18 protein-coding genes and 1 pseudogene are annotated in these 19,094 nt (G+C 69.4%); 10 read left to right on the forward strand and 9 right to left on the reverse strand.

The window, feature by feature from the left end; all coding sequences use genetic code 11:
• Positions 1-160: 160 nt before the first annotated feature.
• The 3 genes from ABZ896_RS06360 to ABZ896_RS06370 form a co-directional block, all read right to left on the reverse strand.
• Positions 161-1,501 carry a glycosyl hydrolase gene (locus tag ABZ896_RS06360; protein WP_360922753.1) on the reverse strand — a complete coding sequence of 447 codons (1,341 nt, stop codon included), beginning with the start codon at positions 1,499-1,501 and terminating at the stop codon, positions 161-163.
• A gap of 10 nt (positions 1,502-1,511) precedes the next feature.
• On the reverse strand, positions 1,512-3,527 hold the full coding sequence (locus ABZ896_RS06365) for a glycosyl hydrolase family 28-related protein (protein WP_360922756.1): 2,016 nt from the start codon (positions 3,525-3,527) through the stop codon (positions 1,512-1,514).
• A 71-nt stretch (positions 3,528-3,598) separates the two neighbouring features.
• Positions 3,599-4,480, reverse strand: coding sequence for a hypothetical protein (locus ABZ896_RS06370; protein WP_360922759.1), 882 nt, complete (start codon positions 4,478-4,480; stop codon positions 3,599-3,601).
• 336 nt (positions 4,481-4,816) lie between these two features.
• On the opposite strand from ABZ896_RS06370, the gene rplM reads away from it, so the two are divergent.
• From rplM to ABZ896_RS06390, 4 genes are all read left to right on the forward strand, one after another.
• Positions 4,817-5,260, forward strand: a complete 444-nt coding sequence (rplM, locus tag ABZ896_RS06375; protein ID WP_058923752.1) for a 50S ribosomal protein L13 — start codon at positions 4,817-4,819, stop codon at positions 5,258-5,260.
• Positions 5,261-5,300: 40 nt separating this feature from the next.
• Complete coding sequence (gene rpsI / locus ABZ896_RS06380; RefSeq protein WP_360922763.1) at positions 5,301-5,828, forward strand: 30S ribosomal protein S9; 528 nt, start codon at positions 5,301-5,303, stop codon at positions 5,826-5,828.
• Positions 5,829-5,995: 167 nt separating this feature from the next.
• Entirely contained in the window at positions 5,996-7,354 is a 1,359-nt protein-coding gene (gene glmM / locus ABZ896_RS06385; protein ID WP_360922766.1) for a phosphoglucosamine mutase, read from the forward strand.
• A gap of 247 nt (positions 7,355-7,601) precedes the next feature.
• Positions 7,602-8,900, forward strand: coding sequence for a glycosyl hydrolase family 28-related protein (locus ABZ896_RS06390; protein ID WP_360922769.1), 1,299 nt, complete (start codon positions 7,602-7,604; stop codon positions 8,898-8,900).
• Between the two features lie 14 nt (positions 8,901-8,914).
• Here ABZ896_RS06390 and ABZ896_RS06395 read toward each other — a convergent pair whose 3' ends face one another.
• The 3 genes from ABZ896_RS06395 to ABZ896_RS06405 all read right to left on the reverse strand — a co-directional run bounded on the left by ABZ896_RS06395 (position 8,915) and on the right by ABZ896_RS06405 (position 11,446).
• Positions 8,915-9,844, reverse strand: a complete 930-nt coding sequence (locus tag ABZ896_RS06395) for a DUF389 domain-containing protein (RefSeq protein ID WP_360922772.1) — start codon at positions 9,842-9,844, stop codon at positions 8,915-8,917.
• A gap of 26 nt (positions 9,845-9,870) precedes the next feature.
• Positions 9,871-10,839 carry a type I pantothenate kinase gene (gene coaA, locus ABZ896_RS06400; RefSeq protein ID WP_360922888.1) on the reverse strand — a complete coding sequence of 323 codons (969 nt, stop codon included), beginning with the start codon at positions 10,837-10,839 and terminating at the stop codon, positions 9,871-9,873.
• 88 nt (positions 10,840-10,927) lie between these two features.
• Entirely contained in the window at positions 10,928-11,446 is a 519-nt protein-coding gene (locus ABZ896_RS06405; protein ID WP_360922775.1) for a hypothetical protein, read from the reverse strand.
• Positions 11,447-11,553: 107 nt separating this feature from the next.
• Here ABZ896_RS06405 and glmS point away from each other — a divergent pair, with 107 nt between their 5' ends.
• Complete coding sequence (gene glmS, locus ABZ896_RS06410) at positions 11,554-13,401, forward strand: glutamine--fructose-6-phosphate transaminase (isomerizing) (RefSeq protein ID WP_360922778.1); 1,848 nt, start codon at positions 11,554-11,556, stop codon at positions 13,399-13,401.
• Here glmS and ABZ896_RS06415 read toward each other — a convergent pair.
• Entirely contained in the window at positions 13,362-13,568 is a 207-nt protein-coding gene (locus ABZ896_RS06415; protein WP_360922781.1) for a DUF397 domain-containing protein, read from the reverse strand. The two genes, glmS and ABZ896_RS06415, sit on opposite strands and share 40 nt — an antisense overlap.
• A gap of 8 nt (positions 13,569-13,576) precedes the next feature.
• On the reverse strand, positions 13,577-14,410 hold the full coding sequence (locus ABZ896_RS06420) for a helix-turn-helix transcriptional regulator (RefSeq protein WP_360922784.1): 834 nt from the start codon (positions 14,408-14,410) through the stop codon (positions 13,577-13,579).
• A gap of 174 nt (positions 14,411-14,584) precedes the next feature.
• Here ABZ896_RS06420 and ABZ896_RS06425 point away from each other — a divergent pair, with 174 nt between their 5' ends.
• A complete protein-coding gene (locus ABZ896_RS06425; RefSeq protein WP_360922787.1) occupies positions 14,585-15,013 on the forward strand; it encodes an ATP-binding protein in 429 nt (142 codons plus the stop codon).
• Positions 15,014-16,170: 1,157 nt separating this feature from the next.
• Positions 16,171-16,344, forward strand: coding sequence for a hypothetical protein (locus ABZ896_RS06430; protein ID WP_360922790.1), 174 nt, complete (start codon positions 16,171-16,173; stop codon positions 16,342-16,344).
• On the opposite strand, the pseudogene ABZ896_RS06435 reads toward ABZ896_RS06430, so the two are convergent.
• Positions 16,341-16,585 (reverse strand): annotated as a pseudogene (locus ABZ896_RS06435) (transposase); the annotation flags it as partial. The gene ABZ896_RS06430 and the pseudogene ABZ896_RS06435 overlap by 4 nt on opposite strands.
• Positions 16,586-16,645: 60 nt before the next feature.
• Between ABZ896_RS06435 and ABZ896_RS06440 the strand changes: the two are divergent.
• The 3 genes from ABZ896_RS06440 (at position 16,646) to ABZ896_RS06450 (ending at position 18,965) form a co-directional block, all read left to right on the forward strand.
• On the forward strand, positions 16,646-16,852 hold the full coding sequence (locus tag ABZ896_RS06440; RefSeq protein WP_360922793.1) for a hypothetical protein: 207 nt from the start codon (positions 16,646-16,648) through the stop codon (positions 16,850-16,852).
• A 38-nt stretch (positions 16,853-16,890) separates the two neighbouring features.
• On the forward strand, positions 16,891-17,262 hold the full coding sequence (locus ABZ896_RS06445; RefSeq protein ID WP_360922796.1) for a holo-ACP synthase: 372 nt from the start codon (positions 16,891-16,893) through the stop codon (positions 17,260-17,262).
• 83 nt (positions 17,263-17,345) lie between these two features.
• Positions 17,346-18,965 carry an NAD(P)H-hydrate dehydratase gene (locus ABZ896_RS06450; RefSeq protein WP_360922799.1) on the forward strand — a complete coding sequence of 540 codons (1,620 nt, stop codon included), beginning with the start codon at positions 17,346-17,348 and terminating at the stop codon, positions 18,963-18,965.
• Positions 18,966-19,094: the final 129 nt, after the last annotated feature.

Here is a 19,094-nt window from a genome sequence, read left to right on the forward strand (position 1 = left end):
ACCAGCAGCAGGTGTAACGGGTCCATCCCCCTCAACGCCTTCATTGGCGTGTCGGTCAGTCGCGCTCAGATGCCCCCCAGGCGCCCGAAGACCGACCGAACAGAACACAGATACTCGCATGCATGAACGAAAAATGGGAATGCTTGTGAGCTTCATGTGCTCAAAAGTTAATCAAGTCACGTCTTGTGTGGAGATCTTGGGCGGTCATCACCACGGGTGACGTGTAGGTCTGTTTCACGTCAGCGGCGGTGTTCTCGGCGGTCAGCCCCTGCCCCCACACCGTCCACAGCACCCAGGGCGTCCGGGACAGCGTCCCCGCCTGGGCCGCGTTCAGCGGTACGTGGAAGGACTCCGCGAGGATGCGCGGCCTGCGGTACTTCTCCAGACCGCGGTACCAGACCTCCGTCCAGGATCCGCCGCCGAACGGCCGGGCCGGGGTGTCGCTGTAGTCGTCGACGCCGACGACGTCGACGTAACCGCCGCCGGGGAAGTACGCGTCCGGGTCACGGCCGTAGGAGCCGTCCCAGGAGTTCGGCGACCAGACGAAGACCAGGTTGTGCAGGCCGCGCCGGTGCACCAGGTAGTCGTACGTCAGCCGCCACAGCCGGTGGTAGTCCGCGGGCTCCTGGCCCGCCCACCAGAAGCCCCGCCCGGGTGCCGTGTTCATCTCGTGGTACGGCCGCAGCAGCACCGGTACGCCCCGGCCCGCGAGGTAGCCGAGGTGGTCGGCGAGGAACGCCAGGTCGCCCAGCAGGGCCCGGTGCTCGGAGGTGCCCTCGGTGACCACCCGGCCGAACCAGGCACGGTCCTTCGCGCCCGGGGAGTTGCGGTGCAGCGTCTGCGCGTAGCCCTTGACCGGGCTGCCCGGATACGGCTGGTGGAAGGAGAAGCCGACCAGGCTCTGCGGTCCGGCTCCGATGTCCGGCAGGGACACCTCCGCGCCGGTCGCGCACTCCCGGTGCGTCCCGGAGGGCCGGTAGGAGCCGTCGGCCGGCCGGGGCAGGCCCGCCCACACGCCGACCGCGAGGTCCATGGCGTCCTCGACGTACCCCCAGGCGCGACGGCAGCTCGGCCAGGCGCGGTTGTACGAGCGGGCCTCGCCCACCGCCCAGCCGGGCTGTCCGTAACCGGGACCGAGGTCCAGCTCCAAGAAGGCCGGCAGCTTGCCGGTGATGTCCCGCGCCTTGCGGTAGTAGTAGCCGGGCTGCTTGGTGCCCCGGTAGTCGCCGTACCGCGCGTTGTACCGCTCGTTGTGCAGCTCCACGTGCTGGCCGATCAGCGTGCGGGTGGCGTGGCCTCGGCGGGCGTCGTTCTCCAGGCCCGCCAGCAGCGCGTACGCCCGGCGGGCCTGCGGGGTCGCCTTCGGGTCCCGGTCCCGCAGATCGGTGGGGACGGCTCGTGGGCCGTCCGTCCCGTCCCGCTCCGACCAGGCCCACACCCCCAGCGGGGCCAGCAGTGCCGCCCCCACCGCGGTCCCGACGAGCCTGACCCGTCCCCGCATGTCCATGGCCCTAGGCCGGTTCCACGATGAGCCACGCGACGGTCGAGGTGTCACCGGCGACTCCCTTGACGCTGAAGGACCTGCCCGCGGTGCGGCCCGAGACGTAGGCGACACCGGCCGGGGTGCCGCCGGGGGCCTGCACGGTGAGGAAGACGCGGCTGGTGGCGGTGACGGCGGTGGTCGCCACCTCGACCGCGGTGGCGCCGTTCAGGGTGAGCGTCCCCATTTTGGCGTCGGTGCCCTCTTTGACGCGAAGGCCCTTTCCGGCCATGCCCGCCACGATGTCCGAGTCACTGCTGCCCACCCGGGCGGCGCCCAGTCGCCCCCAGCTCGTGTCGCGCCCCGCGCCCCCGCCCGGCCCGAAGGTCTGGGTGCCGTCGACCCCGATGGCGAAACGGTTCACCGAGTCGCCCGTGACCTGGGACTGGAAGGCGCGCGCGGAGGTGTCGGGGCCCGTGACGGCGTAGCCCTGGCCGGCGGCCTGCGTCTGGACGAGGTTCACGCCCGGGCTGGCCGTGGCGTTGACCACCATGCCCGGGGTGGTGAGCGTCACGCGGCCCGAGGCGCGGCCCACGGTGAGCGGGGTGTCGAGGGCGGCGCCGTTGTCGGCGTACCGGACCAGGGCGAAGTCGGAGCCCTGGTTCGCGCCGGACTCCGCGGCGGCCGTGGCCCGCAGCGCCCAGCGGACGTTCGCGCCCCGGCTCCAGAACTCCACGTCCCGGACCGTCCCGGGCGCCCCGGACAGCCGGTGCACATCGGACTTGTCCCAGACGATGCCCGTGTCGGTCTGCGTGCCGGCGGCGACCCCGCTGTGCCGGACCACGACCGCGCCCACGTCGTGGAAGGGACCCTCGGTGCCGACGTACTCACCGCCGACGACCGAGACACAGCTCGCCGAGTTCAGCGCCGAGGTGGTGATGCCGTACGACGGCGAGAAGGCGCCGGTGTTGTCGTCGTCGCGGCCGGTGGAGGTGGAGCAGCCGGTCAGGACGACGCCCTCGGCGGCGGTGCCGGTGACCCGGAAGCCCGCCGAGTCGGTGGCCTCGCGGCCGTCCCGCTTGGCGAGGCAGCCCACGAGCTGGGCGAACCGGCCGCCGGCCGACGTGGCGAGGTGGAAGCCGTCCGCACCGTTGCGGTCGGTGTTGCAGCCGACCATCACCAGCGAGTAGTTGATCCCGGTGATGTGGAAGCCGTGCTGGTCGTTCCACTCCGACCGGGAGTCGACCAGGGTCACGGCGTTGGGGTTGAGGATGTCGTAGCCGTGTCCGCCGTTGCCCTGCGCGTAGCACTGGAACAGGTCGGCGTCGACCAGGCCGCCGCCGGTGCCCTGGGAGTCGCCCCAGGTAAAGCCGTGGCCGTCGTTGCCGACGCAGTGCACCTGGTTGAGCTGGAAGGCGGCCGCGTTCTGGGCGTTCAGGCCGTCGCCGGTGAACCGCCAGACGGTCACCTTGTCCATGCCGACGTCCTTGACGCCGGGGGTGACGCGGATGCCGTCGATGCCGGTGCCCGCCTTGTTCTGCGCCTTGAGGTTCTGGTCGTCGTAGCACCCGCGCAGGGCGAGGCCGTACAGGCGCGGCCCGCCCTGGTAGGCGGACTTGAAGTAGGTGTCCTGCACCGGGGCCGGGTCCACGACGATCAGGGCGTCGCCGTCGAAGACGCCGCCGTAGGCGGGGCGGATGAAGGAGTCCACCATGAAGGTGCGGTCCGGGAAGTGCGGGTTCCAGTCGCCGCGCAGCGTCACGCCCAGGGAGAGCCTGAGCGGGGCGGCGATCCGGTAGCGGCCCGGCGGGAGGTAGACCGTGCCGCCCTGACCCGCCGCGTCGATGGCCTTCTGGATCGCGGGCCCGTCGTCGGCGGCGTTGTCGCCGAGGGCGCCGTACGCCGGATCCCGCACGTTCAGCCAGCTCGCACCGGTGTCCGCCGCGGCCGCCTCGCCGGCGGTGGCGACCGTGGCGGCGAGGGCGGTGCCGCCGAGGCCGGCGGCGGTGGTGAGCAGATGGCGTCTGGACGTGCGGTGCGCGGCCATGGACAGTCCCCCCAGGACGTGATCAGCCGATGATCGGAAGGGGGGAGGCTCTCACACGGCCGCGCGGACTGTCACTGGCTCGCCGCCGCCGAGGCCTGGGTCTCGCCGCGCCGGCGGATCTGCCGGAAGGCGAACTCGGCGAGGTCGTCGCCGGTCTGGAAGACCTGGGTGTCCTTGTCGGTGACGTTCTTGCCGTCGGTGAAGCCGGCGGTGGTGAAGTAGGCGTAGCGGCCGTAGGAGTTCGTGGTGGTGCGGCAGACCGCCGCGTTGCAGAACGCCTTGATGCCGTCGCCGGCGAGCGAGCTGATGAGGCTCTTGTTGGTCGACTGCTTCTTCGCCCTGGTCGCCTGCGCCTCGGTGTCGAAGACGGCCACGCCGACCGTCACCGCGACACCGCCCTTGACGTAGCTGACCCGCAGCAGGCGCGTGCAGCCGTTGTCGGTGAGGATCTTGGGCAGGGTGCCCTTGGCGGCCGAGGCGCAGTTCTTGGTGTCGGCCGTGGCGCCCTTCTTGTACACCGTCGAGCCCATGGTCAGCTGCGTGCCCGGGAACAGGTCCGTCACGCTGAGCGGAGCCGTGTCCTTGGCCTTGCTGGCGATGAACTCCTTGGGGTCCAGCGGCGGCGGGGCGCTGGTCGGCGCGAAGGAGGGCGCCGAGCCGCTCGCGCTGGGGAGGTCGGAGGCGGCCGGCAGCGAGGAGGTCGGTTTGTTCGACTCGTCGTTACTGCCGTTCGCCGATACGACGGCCATCGCCACGGCGGTGCCGATCGCCACCGTGGCCAGCGCGCCGCCGACGATGAAGAGCACCTTGCGCCGCTTGTTGCGCGTCTCGGACGCTTCGGCGAGCGCGGCCCAGTCCGGGGTGTCGCCGCTGCCGCTGTCCCACGGCTGCTGCGAGTTCGGTTTCCAGGGATCCCACTGCGACTGGGGTCCCCCCTGCTGCCCAAAGCTCATGGGGCGCATCTTAGACGGGAGACGGGAGGTGCTGTCGGGCCTGTGGACACCGGCCGCGGGGACCTTTCCGGCACCGCCGCACAAAGGCGTCGTCCCGGCCGTGAAGAGTCGCCGGAGCCCCGTTTTGACCCGTCCGGGGCAGCGCTAGTACCCTTGCAGTTTGTTATGCGTATCGGTCTGGTCGCTCTCAGGCGAGAGGCCCTTACGTAGGTTCCCTGGAGCAGTTACCAGTGGGCGGCATACGGGCAGTGTTCCCGGCTTCTGTCGTCCCCAGCTGCACGATCGCTTCAAGGATGCCTTGTGTCAGCACCCATCCCTGAAGAAGAAGGCTGAGAAGTGCGTACGTACAGCCCTAAGCCCGGCGATGTGACTCGCCAGTGGCACGTCATCGACGCTCAGGACGTTGTCCTGGGTCGTCTCGCCACCACCGCCGCGTCCCTCCTGCGGGGCAAGCACAAGCCGATCTACGCGCCCCACGTCGACACCGGTGACTTCGTCATCATCATCAACGCCGACAAGGTGCACCTGTCCGGCAACAAGCGGACCCAGAAGATGGCGTACCGCCACTCCGGCTACCCGGGTGGTCTGCGCTCCGTCCGCTACGACGAGCTGCTCGACAAGAACCCCGAGAAGGCCATCGAGAAGGCCGTCAAGGGCATGCTCCCCAAGAACACGCTGGGCCGTCAGATGCTCTCGAAGCTGAAGGTCTACAAGGGTGACCAGCACCCGCACGGCGCGCAGCAGCCGCAGCCGTTCGAGATCACCCAGGTCGCGCAGTAGTTCCGGCCACCCCCAAGACGAAGAGAAGCTGAGGAAAACCGTGGCCGAGACCACCGCTGAGCAGCCGGTCGAAGAGACCGAGACCGAGCTCGTCGACATCGACAGCTACACCACCGAGTCCGAGGTCCCCGTCGAGGGCGAGTACACCTCGGAGTCGCTCGCGTCCCGCTTCGGCGACCCGCAGCCGGCCGCCGGCCTGGGCCGTCGCAAGAACGCCATCGCCCGCGTCCGGATCGTCCCGGGCACCGGCAAGTGGAAGATCAACGGTCGCACCCTCGAGGACTACTTCCCGAACAAGGTGCACCAGCAGGAAGTCAACGAGCCCTTCAAGGTGCTCGAGCTCGAGGGCCGCTACGACGTCATCGCCCGCATCGCGGGTGGCGGTGTCTCCGGCCAGGCCGGCGCCCTGCGCCTCGGCGTGGCCCGCGCGCTGAACGAGGCCGACGTGGACAACAACCGCGGCGCCCTCAAGAAGGCCGGCTTCCTCCGCCGCGACGACCGTGCGGTCGAGCGCAAGAAGGCCGGTCTCAAGAAGGCCCGCAAGGCCCCGCAGTACAGCAAGCGTTAATCGCAGCTGCCTGTACGTCCGAACGCCCCGGCGGCACGCCACAGTGCCGCCGGGGCGTTCGTTTATCACAGTCTTGGGCGTATAACGGCACAAGACGCTCAAAGGCTCATGTGATCGGTTGATCCAGGCAAGGATTCTCCGAAACTGACGCTTCCTCAGGAGGACAAGTGGGACGACTCTTCGGCACGGACGGCGTGCGCGGTGTCGCCAACGCGGATCTGACGGCCGAGATGGCGCTCGGTCTGTCGGTCGCGGCGGCGCACGTGCTGGCCGAGGCGGGTTCGTTCGAGGGCCACCGGCCTACGGCGGTCGTCGGACGCGATCCCCGCGCGTCCGGGGAGTTCCTGGAGGCCGCGGTCGTCGCGGGCCTCGCCAGCGCCGGCGTCGACGTGCTGCGGGTCGGCGTCCTGCCGACACCCGCCGTGGCGTATCTCACGGGCGTCCTCGGCGCCGACCTCGGCGTGATGCTCTCCGCGAGCCACAACGCCATGCCCGACAACGGCGTGAAGTTCCTCGCCCGCGGCGGCCACAAGCTCGACGACGAGCTGGAGGACCGGATCGAGGCGGTCTACGAGGCCCACCGGCACGGCGAGCCGTGGGAGCGGCCGACCGGTGCCGGGGTCGGACGGGTGCGGTCCTACGACGAGGGGTTCGACCAGTACGTCGCCCATCTGATCGCCGTACTGCCGAACCGTCTGGACGGGCTGAAGATCGTCCTCGACGAGGCGCACGGCGCGGCGGCGCGGGTCTCGCCGGAGGCGTTCTCGCGGGCCGGGGCCGAGGTCATCACGATCGGGGCGTCGCCGGACGGGCTCAACATCAACGACGGCTGCGGGTCGACGCATCTCGGTCTGCTGAAGGCCGCGGTCGTCGAGCACGGGGCCGCGCTCGGGATCGCGCACGACGGGGACGCGGACCGGTGTCTCGCCGTCGACCACACCGGTGCGGAGGTGGACGGCGACCAGATCATGGCGGTGCTCGCGCTGGCGATGCAGGAGCGGTCCGCTCTGCGGTCCGACACCGTCGTGGCGACCGTCATGTCCAACCTCGGGTTCAAGCTGGCGCTGGAGCGGGAGGGGCTGCGGCTCGTCCAGACCGCGGTCGGTGACCGGTATGTGCTGGAGGCGATGAAGGAGCACGGGTACGCGCTCGGGGGTGAGCAGTCCGGGCACGTGATCATCCTCGATCACGCGACCACCGGGGACGGGACGCTGACGGGGCTCATGCTCGCGGCCCGGGTCGCGGAGAGCGGGCGGTCGTTGCGGGAACTGGCGTCCGTGATGGAGCGGTTGCCGCAGGTGCTGATCAACGTGCCTGATGTGGACCGGAGTCGGGTGGCGACGTCCGCGGAACTGGCGTCCGCGGTTGCCGACGCGGAGCGGGAACTCGGCTCCACCGGGCGGGTGTTGCTACGGCCGTCCGGGACCGAGCCGTTGGTGCGGGTGATGGTCGAGGCCGCGGATATCGATCAGGCTCGGTCTGTGGCGGGGCGGTTGGCGGATGCGGTGAAGTCGGCGCTCGGCTGAAATGCCGGACAGGGGCGGGGGGTTGGTGTGCTCTGCGGGCTGCGGGTTCGTTGTGGCTTGTCGCGCAGTTCCCCGCGCCCCTGGGTGGGTTCTGGAGCCGCTTCTGGAACAGCGGAGTGAGCGTGTCTGCCGGGACGGTGGCCCTTAGGATCGGCTGATCTGGTGATCGTCGAGTTGGGGGGCCGGGATGGACGCTGGGCAGGAGTCGGGCGGTAGAGCGGGGCGGCGTACGTTTCTCACGGGGGCGGTGACCGGTCTGGCCGGTGCGGCCGTGGCCGTGGCCGCCGCCGCACCCGCCGTAGCGTCCGCGGCGGTGGACTGGTTCAACGTCAAGGACTTCGGGGCCGTCGGCGACGACGCCACCGATGACACGGCGAAGATCCAGGACGCGATCGACCAGGCGGCCGTCGGGGGCGGCACCGTCTACTTCCCGCCGGGCAGGTATGTCGTCAAACCCTCGGGCAGCACACCCGCGCTGACCGTGCCCGGCAACAACATCCGGATCGTGGGCGCGAACAACAGGGCCTCGATGCTCAGGAAGGGAGCCGACGGCCTCCTGCTGCGCTTGTCGGGGCCCGGCGCCGACAACTCCGGTGCCACACACCGGCGTTACTGCTCCATCGACAACCTCGGGTTCAACGGCAACTCGCTGACCGGCCCCCTGCTGGAGCTCTACTACACCGACAACTGCTACTTCCGCGACGTCTACATGACGAGCAATCAGGGCATCTGCGTGGACGCGGTGGAACTCTGGGACTCCAGGTTCTACAACCTGGTGATCGAGTCGTCGTCGGGGCCGGCGGCGAGTACCGCCCACCCCAACATCTGGCTGCGCAACACCTCCACGGCCACCGCGGGCGCGTGGGGGCACAGCACCGACAACATCAACCAGGTCCACTTCGTCGGCTGCCGTCTGGAGGGCTTCGGCACCGGTGGGCTGTGGGTGACTCAGGGACCGGCGGCCACCAACAGTCCCAACGGCATCCATCTGACGGACTGCAAGTTCGAGACCTCGCAGATGCAGGGCGGGCCGCACCTGAAGGTCGACGCCTCCTGCAAGCACGTCCACGCCGGCAACATCTACGCCTACGCGGGTGGCTTCGCCTCCGGCTTCTCCACCGCGCAGAACATCATCTCCTGGGCCGGTACCGCCAGTTCACTGGAGAACGTCCTCATCGCCAACGGCGGTACGGCCACCGTCAATTCGGGAGTCGTCCTCTACGCCGGCGCGGGCACCACCGCCGTACTGCGCGATGTCGTCGGCCTGTACGGCACCAAGCCGACGGGGACGCACATCTACTACGAAGCGAGCAGCACCGGGGACTTCCTGGTGGAGAACAGCTACGGCAACATCGGCGGCCAGGCGAGCGGCACCATCCCGACCCGCAACCAGCCCGGCCCTCCGCTGCGCCGGGTGAACGGCGCGGTCAGCGACTCCTCCTTCACCAGGGCGCCGCTCGACGGGACGATGGCCCTGGACACCGCGAACGAACGGCTGTACGTGCGGGTCGGTGGTGCGTGGAAGTGGACGCAGCTCAACTCCTAGGACTGGCGGCGTGGTCAGGCTCGGCGGCGCTGTTTGGCCCAGAGCCACTTCTGGAAGAGCAGGGTGAGGGTGCCTGCCAGGACGATGCCCAGGAGGTTCAGCAGGAGTTGGTTGGTTGAGCCTGCTGTTTGTTGGGTGTCGCCGTACGCCAGGGCCACCGCCGCGTTCGCAGCCGCCGGGACCGTCGTGACCGAGATGGCCACCCCTACCAGCGCACCGGACTTCGCCGAGGTCAGGCTCAGCGTGCCTGCGATGCCCGCCAGGACCGCCACCACGAAGGAGAACGCGTCGGGGGCGTAGACGAAGCCCGTGTTCGGGCGGTCGGCCTCCAACTGGGCCTTGGTGAAGAGGTTCAGGGCGTCCATGAGCCAGGTGAAGCCGACCGTGACCGCCATCGCCACCGCGAAGCCGACCAGGAGGGCGATCAGGGAGCGGAGCGCCAGGCGGGGGTGGCGTTGGACCACCGAGGTGCTGAGGGCCGCCAGCGGGCCGAACTCCGGCCCCACTGCCATCGCGCCGACGATCAGGATCGCGTTGTCCAGCACCACTCCGCAGGCCGCGATCATCGTGGCCAGCGTGAGGAAGGCGAGGTAGGTGATGGAGAGCGTCGACTCCTCGTGCGTCGCGTCCGTCAGGTGCTCCCACAGGACCGCGTCCGCGCCCTCGCCGGGTGCCTCGTCCTCGGCCTTGTCCGCGCGCTTGGAGAGCGACAGGTCGATGTTCTCGACGGCGATCGAGCCGGTCTCGTCCAGGCCCAACCCGCGGAGCGCGCCGATGAGTTCGTCCCCGGCCTCGCGGGCCACGTCGCACATCACGACGTCCCCGACGGGGTTGCGGGCGGCGCCCGGCATCACCACGAGGTGGGTGGTGCCGACCGTCCGCTCGATGAGCCGGACGACGTCGTCGGTCTTCTCGGCCGGGGTGATCAGACGCAGATGCAGCATGACGTCTTTCTAACAGGCGGACGTTGCTACAGCTTGCGGAGGCTCAGCTTGCGCACCTTGTGGTCCTGGCCCTTGCGGATGACGAGGGTGGCGCGGCCGCGGGTGGGGGCGATGTTCTCGACCAGGTTGGGCTTGTTGATCGTGCGCCACAGGGTGCGGGCGTAGTCGAGTGCCTCCTCCTCCGACACCTGCGTGTACTTCCTGAAGTACGAGTCGGGGTCCTGGAAGGCGGTCTGCCGGAGCTTCTTGAACCTGCTCAGGTACCAGCGCTCGATGTCCTCGGCGCTCGCGTCGACGTACACGCTGAAGTCGAAGTAGTCGGCGAGACCGACGCGGGTGCGGCCGTCGGTGCCGGGGAGGGCGGGCTGCAGGACGTTCAGGCCCTCGACGATCAGGATGTCGGGGCGGCGGACGCTCAGCCGCTGGTCCGGGACGATGTCGTAGATGAGGTGCGAGTAGACGGGGGCCGTCACCTCGTCCTTGCCCGCCTTGATGTCGGCGACGAAACGCGTGAGCGCGCGGCGGTCGTACGACTCCGGGAAGCCCTTGCGCGACATGAGCCCGCGCGCCTCCAGCTCCCGGGTGGGCAGCAGGAAGCCGTCCGTCGTGACCAGCTCTACGCGGGGGTGCTCGGGCCAGCGGGAGAGGAGGGCCTGGAGGAGGCGGGCGACCGTCGACTTGCCCACGGCGACCGATCCCGCGACCCCTATGACGAAGGGCGTGCCCGACTGGGAGCCCTGTTCGCCCAGGAAGGTGTTCAGGGCGCCTCTGAGGCCGTCCGTGGCACCGACGTAGAGGTTGAGGAGGCGGGACAGCGGGAGGTAGATGTCCCGCACCTCGTCGAGGTCGATGACGTCACCGAGTCCGCGCAGCTTCTCGACCTCCTCGGCGGTGAGGGGGAGCGGCGTCTTGTCACGCAGCGCGCTCCACTCGGAGCGGGTGAGGTCGACGTAGGGAGTCGCCTCCGGCTTCTGCCGGTGGGCGCTCCGGGGCATCGAGGAGACCGGGGAGATCACAGTCCATTGTTAACGGAGTTTGAACGGGGTGGCGGGGTGGGGTGCGTCACGTGGGCGTCGGCGCGGCTCAGCTGTCCTCGCAGGCCTTCGCCTTGAACTTCTCGATCGGGACCGTGACCTCGGTGTCCGTCTCGTAGCGGACCATGCCCGGGGTGAGCCGGTCCCGGTCCGCCGGGGTGAAGGAGACGCTGGTCGACGACGAGGAGTTGTCGTCGGTCCAGCCGTAGAGGACGTACGTCGACCCGGCCGTGAGCCGGCCGAGGGGCTGGTCGGCGGTCCAGCCGGTGCCGGGGTCGGTGAGGGACCAGGTGGTGAGGCCTTCGCCGAGCTGCGGGCCGGCGGTCCAGGAGCCGACGTCCTCCTGGCGGTCGGGGTCGTCGGCGTCCTTGTAGAGGGTCGCGCCGTCGATGTGGTGTCCGCAGACCATCATCACGCCGAGCAGCTCGCCGTCCTCGGTGACGGAGATGCCGGCCACCGCGTCGACGGGGACCGTGCACCCCGAGAGCGCGGCCAGGCCGACACCGGCGAGGAGCACGGCGAGGGCGCGGCGCGGGACGAGGGCGCGGCGCCGGACGAGTAAGGGCATGCACGGGATCGTAGAGCCTAATCCGCCGCTCGTATCCCCGTGGGAATATCCGAAATCGGGCACGAAGTGCCGTGTCCGGGAGGGTCTCGGCCCCTAGGCTGCCGCGCATGTGCGGAATCGTGGGATACGTGGGGTCGCAGTCGGCGCTCGATGTCGTGATGGCCGGGCTGAAGCGGCTGGAGTACCGGGGGTACGACTCGGCCGGGGTCGCGGTGCCGGCGGACGGCGGCCTCGCGGCGGCCAAGAAGGCCGGGAAGCTGGTCAATCTGGAGAAGGAGCTGGTGGACCGGCCGCTGGTGGCGGGTTCGACCGGGATCGGGCACACCCGGTGGGCGACGCACGGCGGGCCGACCGACGTGAACGCCCATCCGCACCTCGACAACGCGGGGCGGGTCGCCGTCGTGCACAACGGGATCATCGAGAACTTCGCGCTGCTCAGGGCCGAGTTGGCGGAGCGGGGGCACGAGCTGGTGTCGGAGACCGACACCGAGGTGGTCGCGCATCTGCTGGCGGAGGGATTCTCGGTGACCGCGGATCTCGCGGAGGCGATGCGGTTGGTCTGCCGGCGGCTGGAGGGCGCGTTCACGCTGGTCGCGGTGCACGCGGACGAGCCGGACGTGGTGGTGGGGGCGCGCCGGAACTCCCCGCTGGTGGTGGGCGTTGGAGAGGGTGAGGCCTTCCTCGCCTCGGACGTCGCCGCGTTCATCGCCCACACGCGGTCGGCGATCGAGCTGGGGCAGGACCAGGTCGTGGAGCTGCGCCGCGACGGGGTGACGGTGACGGGCTTCGACGGCAGCCCGGCCGAGGTGCGCTCGTACCACGTCGACTGGGACGCGTCGGCGGCGGAAAAGGGGGGTTATGACTACTTCATGCTCAAGGAGATCGCCGAGCAGCCCAAGGCTGTCGCCGATACGCTCCTCGGCCGGATCGACGCGGCCGGCTCACTGACGCTGGACGAGGTGCGGATTCCGCTGGCGGAGCTGCGCGAGGTCGACAAGGTCGTCATCGTCGCCTGCGGTACGGCCTTCCACGCCGGGCTGATCGCCAAGTACGCCATCGAGCACTGGACCCGGATTCCGTGCGAGGTGGAGCTGGCGAGCGAGTTCCGCTACCGGGACCCGATTCTCGGTGCGCGGTCTTTGGTGATCGCCATTTCCCAGTCCGGCGAGACCATGGACACGCTCATGGCGCTACGGCACGCCCGTGAGCAGGGCTCCAAGGTGCTGGCGATCTGCAACACCAACGGCTCGACGATCCCCCGGGAGTCGGACGCGGTGCTGTACACGCACGCGGGGCCGGAGGTGGCGGTCGCCTCGACGAAGGCGTTCCTGACGCAGCTGGTGGCGTGCTACCTGGTCGCGCTGTATCTGGGCCAGGTGCGCGGCACCAAGTGGGGCGACGAGATCTCCGCCGTCATCCGGGACCTGTCGCGGATCTCCTGCGAGGTCGAGCGGGTGCTGGAGACGATGGAGCCGGTGCGGGCGCTGGCGCGGTCGCTGGCCTCGAAGAACACGGTGCTGTTCCTCGGCCGGCACGTCGGCTACCCGGTCGCTCTGGAGGGCGCGCTGAAGCTGAAGGAACTCGCCTATATGCACGCCGAGGGCTTCGCGGCGGGCGAGCTGAAGCACGGGCCGATCGCGCTGATCGAGGAGGACCTGCCCGTGGTCGTGGTCGTGCCCTCGCCTCGGGGGCGATCGGTGCTCCACGACAAGATCGTCTCCAACATCCAGGAGATCCGGGCGCGGGGGGCGCGGACGATCGTGATCGCGGAGGAGGGGGACGAGGCGGTCGTCCCGTACGCCGACCACCTGATCCGGATCCCGGTCACTCCTACACTGCTTCAGCCGTTGGTGGCTACGGTGCCGTTGCAGGTGTTCGCGTGTGAGCTGGCTACGGCTCGGGGGAACGAGGTGGATCAGCCTCGGAACCTGGCGAAGTCGGTGACGGTGGAGTGAGCGAGGGACTGTAGGAAGGCGGCGAAGGCTCCGGTGGGGAAGGTGAGGGTTGCTTCGGCCGGGGCCTTTGAGTCGCGGACGGCTGTGTGGGTGGGGGAGGTGGCTATCTCTACGCATTCGTTGCCGTCGCCCTCGCCCGAGTGGGAGGACTTCCGCCAGTTGTCCATGGGGTACCTCACAGCTCCTTCGCCAGCCGGTGGATGAAGTCGCGGGTCTCGTTCGGTTCGAGCGCTACAGCCTCCACCATACGGAAGCGTGTTCGGTAGATGGTGAGTTGTGCCTCGGAATCGATGAGCACCGAGCCATGAGGTGCGTCCCGCACCACGGTGTCCAGCTTGGGCAGGGGGCCACCGGCGTACGTCATCGTGCTGGAAGCGGCGAAGTCGTCCAGGTCGAACGGAATGGCGCGCAAGGTGACGTGCTCCGCGTCGGACAGCTCAAGGAGTCGCGTGAGCTGGGCCTTTGAAGTGGCGCGATCCCTGACCCTGATGCGCAGGGCCGCCTCGTGGATCAGTGCCTCGTACGGGATCGTGATCTCCTGGCGCGCCTTGCGGTGCTGGATGCGCAACTCGAGTTCTTCAGGGGTGAGTTCGGGCAGCCTCGACGAGAAGACGGCGCGGGCGTAGTCCTCCGTCTGCAAGAGACCCGGCACGTACAGGATGGCCACGTGTCGTAGGAACCGGGCATGGTGCTCCAGCTCGGACAGGTCCAGGAAGGACGTGGGCAACAGGTTCCGGTACGACTCCCACCAGCCGCGCGTCCGGTCCGTGGCCATCGCGACGAGGGCATCGATGAACTCGGCGTCCGTGCAGGCGTAATGGGATGCCAGCCGGCGAATCCGTTGCTCGCTCACGCCGGTGATGCCGGATTCGACGTGAGTGATCTGGACCCGATTCACCCCTAGCAGCGCCGCGGCCTCAATGGTGGTCAGCCCGGCGGCTTCACGGAGCCTCCGGAGTTCGACGCCCAGGCGCATCTGCCGCGCGGTTGGCTCGCGCCTCTGGACCATCGACTTCTCCTCGTTCAGGGGCGGATTGCGGGATCGGCTTGCTCCGACACACATGTTATCCCTACCGTCGGTGACGTAGCGACCACTCTGCGGAAGCGCACCGCTTCGCCCTGCCCGGGCGGCCGCGGCACTGCCACCGCAATCAACTCCCCCTCACCTGAACGGAGTTCTCGCATGCCCGAAAACGAGCCGGAGCCCTGGGAGTACACGTTGTACATCCCGAACGACGTCCGAGCGGTGACCGTCTCCCGCCGCACCCTCCGCCTGATCCTGGCGATGCACGGCCTGATCCGCCTCGTCGACACCGCGGAACTCCTGGCAACGGAACTGATCTCCAACGCCGTACGCCACACGAAGGGCCCGGCGGCGCTGAGGGTGCGGTGGTCGGCGGGGGTGCTGCGGCTCGGGGCGTGGGACGCGAACCCTGAACCGCCGGGGCCGCCGGGGCCGCCGGGGGAGTTGGGGCCGCTTTCGGAGGCGGAGGCGGAGGAGGGGAGGGGGCTGGCGTTGGTGAGGGAGTGCGCGGATGTGTGGGGGTGGCAGCCGTTGTCGAGGAACGGGAGCCGGGGGAAGTACGTGTGGTGTGAGTTGGAGGCGGCGTAGTGCCCAGCCCGTCGCGCAAGGCCATGCACCGCATCTTGCCGAGCGGTGCGCATGCAGGGGCGCCAGAGCGGCGGCAGCCGAGACCGGGGGGATGATTGGCGACTTTGTCCCAGGCCTCAGCGTATTCGGCCAAGTCAGTCCCAGGCGAGGGCGGGACAAATGCGCCAATCCCTCGATGTTCTCCAGCATCGGCACCACACCGACCAAGCCCCGCATCCCGCAGAACCCCAATCGCGGCAAAAACCCGGTACCCGCTCCCACCCGTCCCCCTGCCCCCAAGCCCCGCGTCGAAGCCTGCCTCGACAGCACCTACCTGGCCAAGCACCGGGGAACGGCTACCAACTGGAGGAAGGTGGCTCCGCCTGGATACGAGTGGGCTCGCGACTATGCGACCTGCTTGGGTAACCGTCCGCCCGGTGAGTGGGTGAATGCTTGCCACCTGCTCGGCAAGAGTCTCAGCGGTAATGGTCTGCAACCGGAGAACCTGGCCGCGTGTGCCCGCTCGACCAACGCTGCTGCCCTTGGCGGCGTTCGAGAGCAGAGTGAAGGCGGCGATCGATTCGGGGCAAGTCGTGCGCTATGAGGTGACCCCGAAGTAGCTCAATTTGGAGCGGGGTCAATCGAGGGCAGTCTCTACGTTTCAATCCCGCGTCCCGGCGTGACGGGGCAACCACTGACGGTGGCGCGTCTGCCATGGAAGACTATCGAATCTGATTCGATGAACACCTGGCAGGAATCTTCCGTCGGCTCCAGGTTTCGACTGGAGGACGTGCTCGTGTGGGGCCAGACCAATAGTGCGGATGCCTTGTGTTGGGTGACTTCGGAGGCATGTCGGAGTCATTCTCAGGACGAAGCGTTGGGGGATCCGGAACGCCAGATTCCTCAACTTTAGGGGTGAGGAACGACTGCTGGACTCAGGGGTGGACCCATGGACGGGTAGGACCTTTAACAGATTTGACTGATCAACCCCATTGCAGCGCTGATGGCAGGGGCGCGATGGGATGGGTAGAGAGTGCTGTTGCCTCTCTCTGGAGCCGTGGAATTGTCAGTTCGGTGCGGTCATCCATGACCGCCTTGCAGACGACCGCGAGGGGCAGGAGTGCTGCTTCCTCATGCGGTTCTGGTGGCAGCTGTGCATGTCATACCAAGAGGTGTCGATGGAGCAGCTCAGCCTGAACGTCCGCGAGTCGAAGCTGGCCGTGCTTGAACGGCTGATCAGTGCCATCAGGACATCCCATGATGAGATCGATGCGTGGGTGGTCACCACCCAGGAAGCCTTCCCACTGGTCCAAGATCGTGGGTTCAGGGCCGCCTCCGGAGGCAACAGCTAACGCGGCAGGCTGAGTTGCCGGTGGGAGATGAGGCAGCAGGCGAGCCTGAGAAGCGCTTCGTGGATGTCAGCTCGTCGTTCCCGGCGGATGCGTAGGCGTTGGAAGCCGTGAAGTCAGGCGAAGGTGCGTTCGACCACCCACCGGTAGATTCCGAGACCAGTGCCATGCCGGGTGCCGCGACTCCATAGCTGTCGTAGCCGCGGTCCGCGAACAGAGAGTCGGGTTTGCGCCGTGGCTGTCCGACGACTTTCTGGAAGTCACCCTGGGCAAGACCCTCGCCGGAGAGAAATGGAGTCAGATCATGTCGTTCGTCAGCTACTTCCCTGGGCGCGGGACGGTTCGGGAGACGGCCTATCGGGAGGGCAGGGCTGAAGGGGAGGCCAAGGGGGTTCTCTTCGTGTTGGAGGCGCGTGGCACCTGGGTCGAGCGCTCGCGCACGGTCGAGCGGGTCGAGGATCTGTTCGGTGAGGGCGTGGAAGCTGCTGGGGACCGCTCCGAACAGGGCTGAGAATCCCGGGGCGTGCGATCGGACCGTAGGGTGCGCGCATGAGCATTGTCGGGGTTGGTATCGACGTGGCTGAGATCGAGCGGTTTGCCGGGGCGTTGGAGCGGACTCCTGGGATGGCCGAGCGGCTGTTTGTGGAGAGTGAGTTGTTCTTGGGGAGTGGGGAGCGGCGGGGGGTTGCCTCGCTTGCGGCTCGGTTCGCTGCCAAGGAGGCTCTGGCCAAGGCTCTTGGGGCGCCTTCCGGGCTGCGGTGGACCGATGCCGAGGTGTATGTCGAGGAGAGTGGGCAGCCGAGGCTCAGGGTCAGCGGGACCGTTGCCGCTCGGGCCGCTGCGCTCGGGGTGCGGTCCTGGCATGTGTCGCTCAGTCATGATGCCGGGGTCGCCTCCGCCGTGGTGATCGCCGAAGGGTAGTCCCACAGCCCCGGAGCGGTAGTCCCACAGCCCCGGATGGGCGGCTCCTGCGCTCGGTCGTGCCGTGCGCGAGACTCGGTCTCATGCGTACTGCTTACAGCGTGGAGACGGTCAGGGCTGCCGAGCGGGAGTTGATGGCGCGGTTGCCGGAGGGTGCGCTCATGCAGCGGGCGGCCGCCGGGCTCGCCGCGGCCTGCGCGGATCTGCTGGGGCGGGTGTACGGGCGGCGGGTCGTGCTGCTGGTGGGCAGTGGGGACAACGGTGGGGACGCGCTGTATGCCGGTGCGCGGCTCGCACGGCGGGGCGCGGGGGTTACGGCCGTACTGCTCACGCCCGAACGCGCTCACGCCGGAGGCCTCGCGGCGCTGAGGCGGACCGGAGGGCGCGTGCTGGCACTCGGAGGGCCCGCACAACCGCTCGAAGGCACGGGCGGCTCCTCGCGCGCACCGCTTGAAGGCACGGGCGGCTCCTCGCGCGCACCGCTCGAAGGCACCGGCGGCTCCTCGCACGCACCCCTCGAAGGCAACGGCGACCCCTCACACGCACCGCTCGAAAGCACCGCCCGCCCCTCACGCACCCCACTCGACGACGTCCGGCTCCTCATCGAGCGGGCCGACCTCCTCCTCGACGGCATCGTCGGGATCGGGGGGAAGGGTGGGCTGCGGCCCGATGCGGCCCGGCTCGCCGACCTCGTCGGACGCGCCCGCGGCGCCGTCGTCGCCGTAGATCTGCCCAGTGGGGTCGACGCCGATACCGGGGAGGTGCGCGGGGTGGCCATGAAAGCCGATCTCACCGTGACCTTCGGGGCGCACAAGCCCGGGCTGCTCGTTGATCCCGCGCGGGAGTACGCCGGGTCCGTGCGGCTCGTCGACATCGGGCTCGGGCTGCCCCCGAAGGCCGAGATCGAGGCTCTTCAGCACGTCGACGTCGCGCGGCTGCTGCCCGTGCCCGGTGGAGAGAGTGACAAGTACCGGCGGGGGGTTGTGGGGATCGCGGCCGGGTCCGCGCGGTATCCCGGTGCCGCCGTGCTCGCCGTCGCCGGGGCGCTGCGCGGGGGCGCCGGGGCCGTGCGGTATGTCGGGCCCGCCGGGGGCGCCGTGCTCGCGCGTTTTCCCGAGACGCTCGTCTCCGACTGGGGGCCGAGGCAGGCCGGGCGGGTGCAGGCGTGGGTCGTCGGGCCCGGGGCCGGGGAGGACGGTGCCGCCGTCTCCGAGGTGCTGTCGGCCGACGTGCCGGTGCTGATCGATGCGGACGGGCTGCGGCTCGCCGACCGGGATGCCGTACGACGGCGTAGTGCGCCCACGCTCATGACCCCGCACGCCGGAGAGGCCGCCGCGCTGCTCGGGGTGGCCCGGGAGGAGGTTGAGGGGGCGCGGCTCGCGTCGGCGCGGGAGCTGGCCTCGCGGTACTCCGCGACCGTGCTGCTCAAGGGGTCGACCACGCTGGTCGCCGACGCGGCCGGTGGTGCCGTACGCGTGAATCCGACCGGTACGGCCTGGCTGGCCACCGCCGGGAGCGGTGACGTGCTGTCCGGGCTCGCGGGGTCGCTGCTGGCCGCCGGGCTCGACGCGCGGGACGCCGGCAGTGTGGCCGCCTACCTCCACGGCCTCGCGGGACGGTTCGCGGCGAACGGCGCACCGATCGGCGCGCACGACGTGGCGGAGGCGATTCCGGCCGCCTGGCGGGACGTCCGGGAAGGGTGACGTCGTAAATCCGGCAAGGACGAACACCGCCCCAAGCCCTACCTGAAGACGAACACCGCACCAAGACCTACCTGATGGGAGTAATCCCCGTCGGCCGAATGTGCGGAGCCGAAAGGGCGATGTTTCGCT

The sequence above is a fragment of the Streptomyces sp. NPDC047072 genome, from assembly GCF_040643855.1.
Taxonomy (GTDB): domain Bacteria; phylum Actinomycetota; class Actinomycetes; order Streptomycetales; family Streptomycetaceae; genus Streptomyces.

Bases quoted from the DNA above. Each gene is read 5' to 3' on its own strand.
- ABZ896_RS06415 (WP_360922781.1), bottom strand. From the start codon at position 13,568: ATGGACAACTGGCGGAAGTCCTCCCACTCGGGCGAGGGCGACGGCAAC.
- ABZ896_RS06405 (WP_360922775.1), bottom strand. From the start codon at position 11,446: ATGCCCTTACTCGTCCGGCGCCGCGCCCTCGTCCCGCGCCGCGCCCTC.
- ABZ896_RS06450 (WP_360922799.1), top strand. From the start codon at position 17,346: ATGCGTACTGCTTACAGCGTGGAGACGGTCAGGGCTGCCGAGCGGGAG.
- ABZ896_RS06440 (WP_360922793.1), top strand. From the start codon at position 16,646: ATGTCGTTCGTCAGCTACTTCCCTGGGCGCGGGACGGTTCGGGAGACG.
- ABZ896_RS06395 (WP_360922772.1), bottom strand. From the start codon at position 9,844: ATGCTGCATCTGCGTCTGATCACCCCGGCCGAGAAGACCGACGACGTC.
- ABZ896_RS06370 (WP_360922759.1), bottom strand. From the start codon at position 4,480: ATGAGCTTTGGGCAGCAGGGGGGACCCCAGTCGCAGTGGGATCCCTGG.
- ABZ896_RS06430 (WP_360922790.1), top strand. From the start codon at position 16,171: ATGGAGCAGCTCAGCCTGAACGTCCGCGAGTCGAAGCTGGCCGTGCTT.
- coaA (WP_360922888.1), bottom strand. From the start codon at position 10,839: ATGCCCCGGAGCGCCCACCGGCAGAAGCCGGAGGCGACTCCCTACGTC.
- ABZ896_RS06425 (WP_360922787.1), top strand. From the start codon at position 14,585: ATGCCCGAAAACGAGCCGGAGCCCTGGGAGTACACGTTGTACATCCCG.
- ABZ896_RS06445 (WP_360922796.1), top strand. From the start codon at position 16,891: ATGAGCATTGTCGGGGTTGGTATCGACGTGGCTGAGATCGAGCGGTTT.
- ABZ896_RS06360 (WP_360922753.1), bottom strand. From the start codon at position 1,501: ATGCGGGGACGGGTCAGGCTCGTCGGGACCGCGGTGGGGGCGGCACTG.
- glmS (WP_360922778.1), top strand. From the start codon at position 11,554: ATGTGCGGAATCGTGGGATACGTGGGGTCGCAGTCGGCGCTCGATGTC.
- ABZ896_RS06365 (WP_360922756.1), bottom strand. From the start codon at position 3,527: ATGGCCGCGCACCGCACGTCCAGACGCCATCTGCTCACCACCGCCGCC.
- ABZ896_RS06420 (WP_360922784.1), bottom strand. From the start codon at position 14,410: ATGGTCCAGAGGCGCGAGCCAACCGCGCGGCAGATGCGCCTGGGCGTC.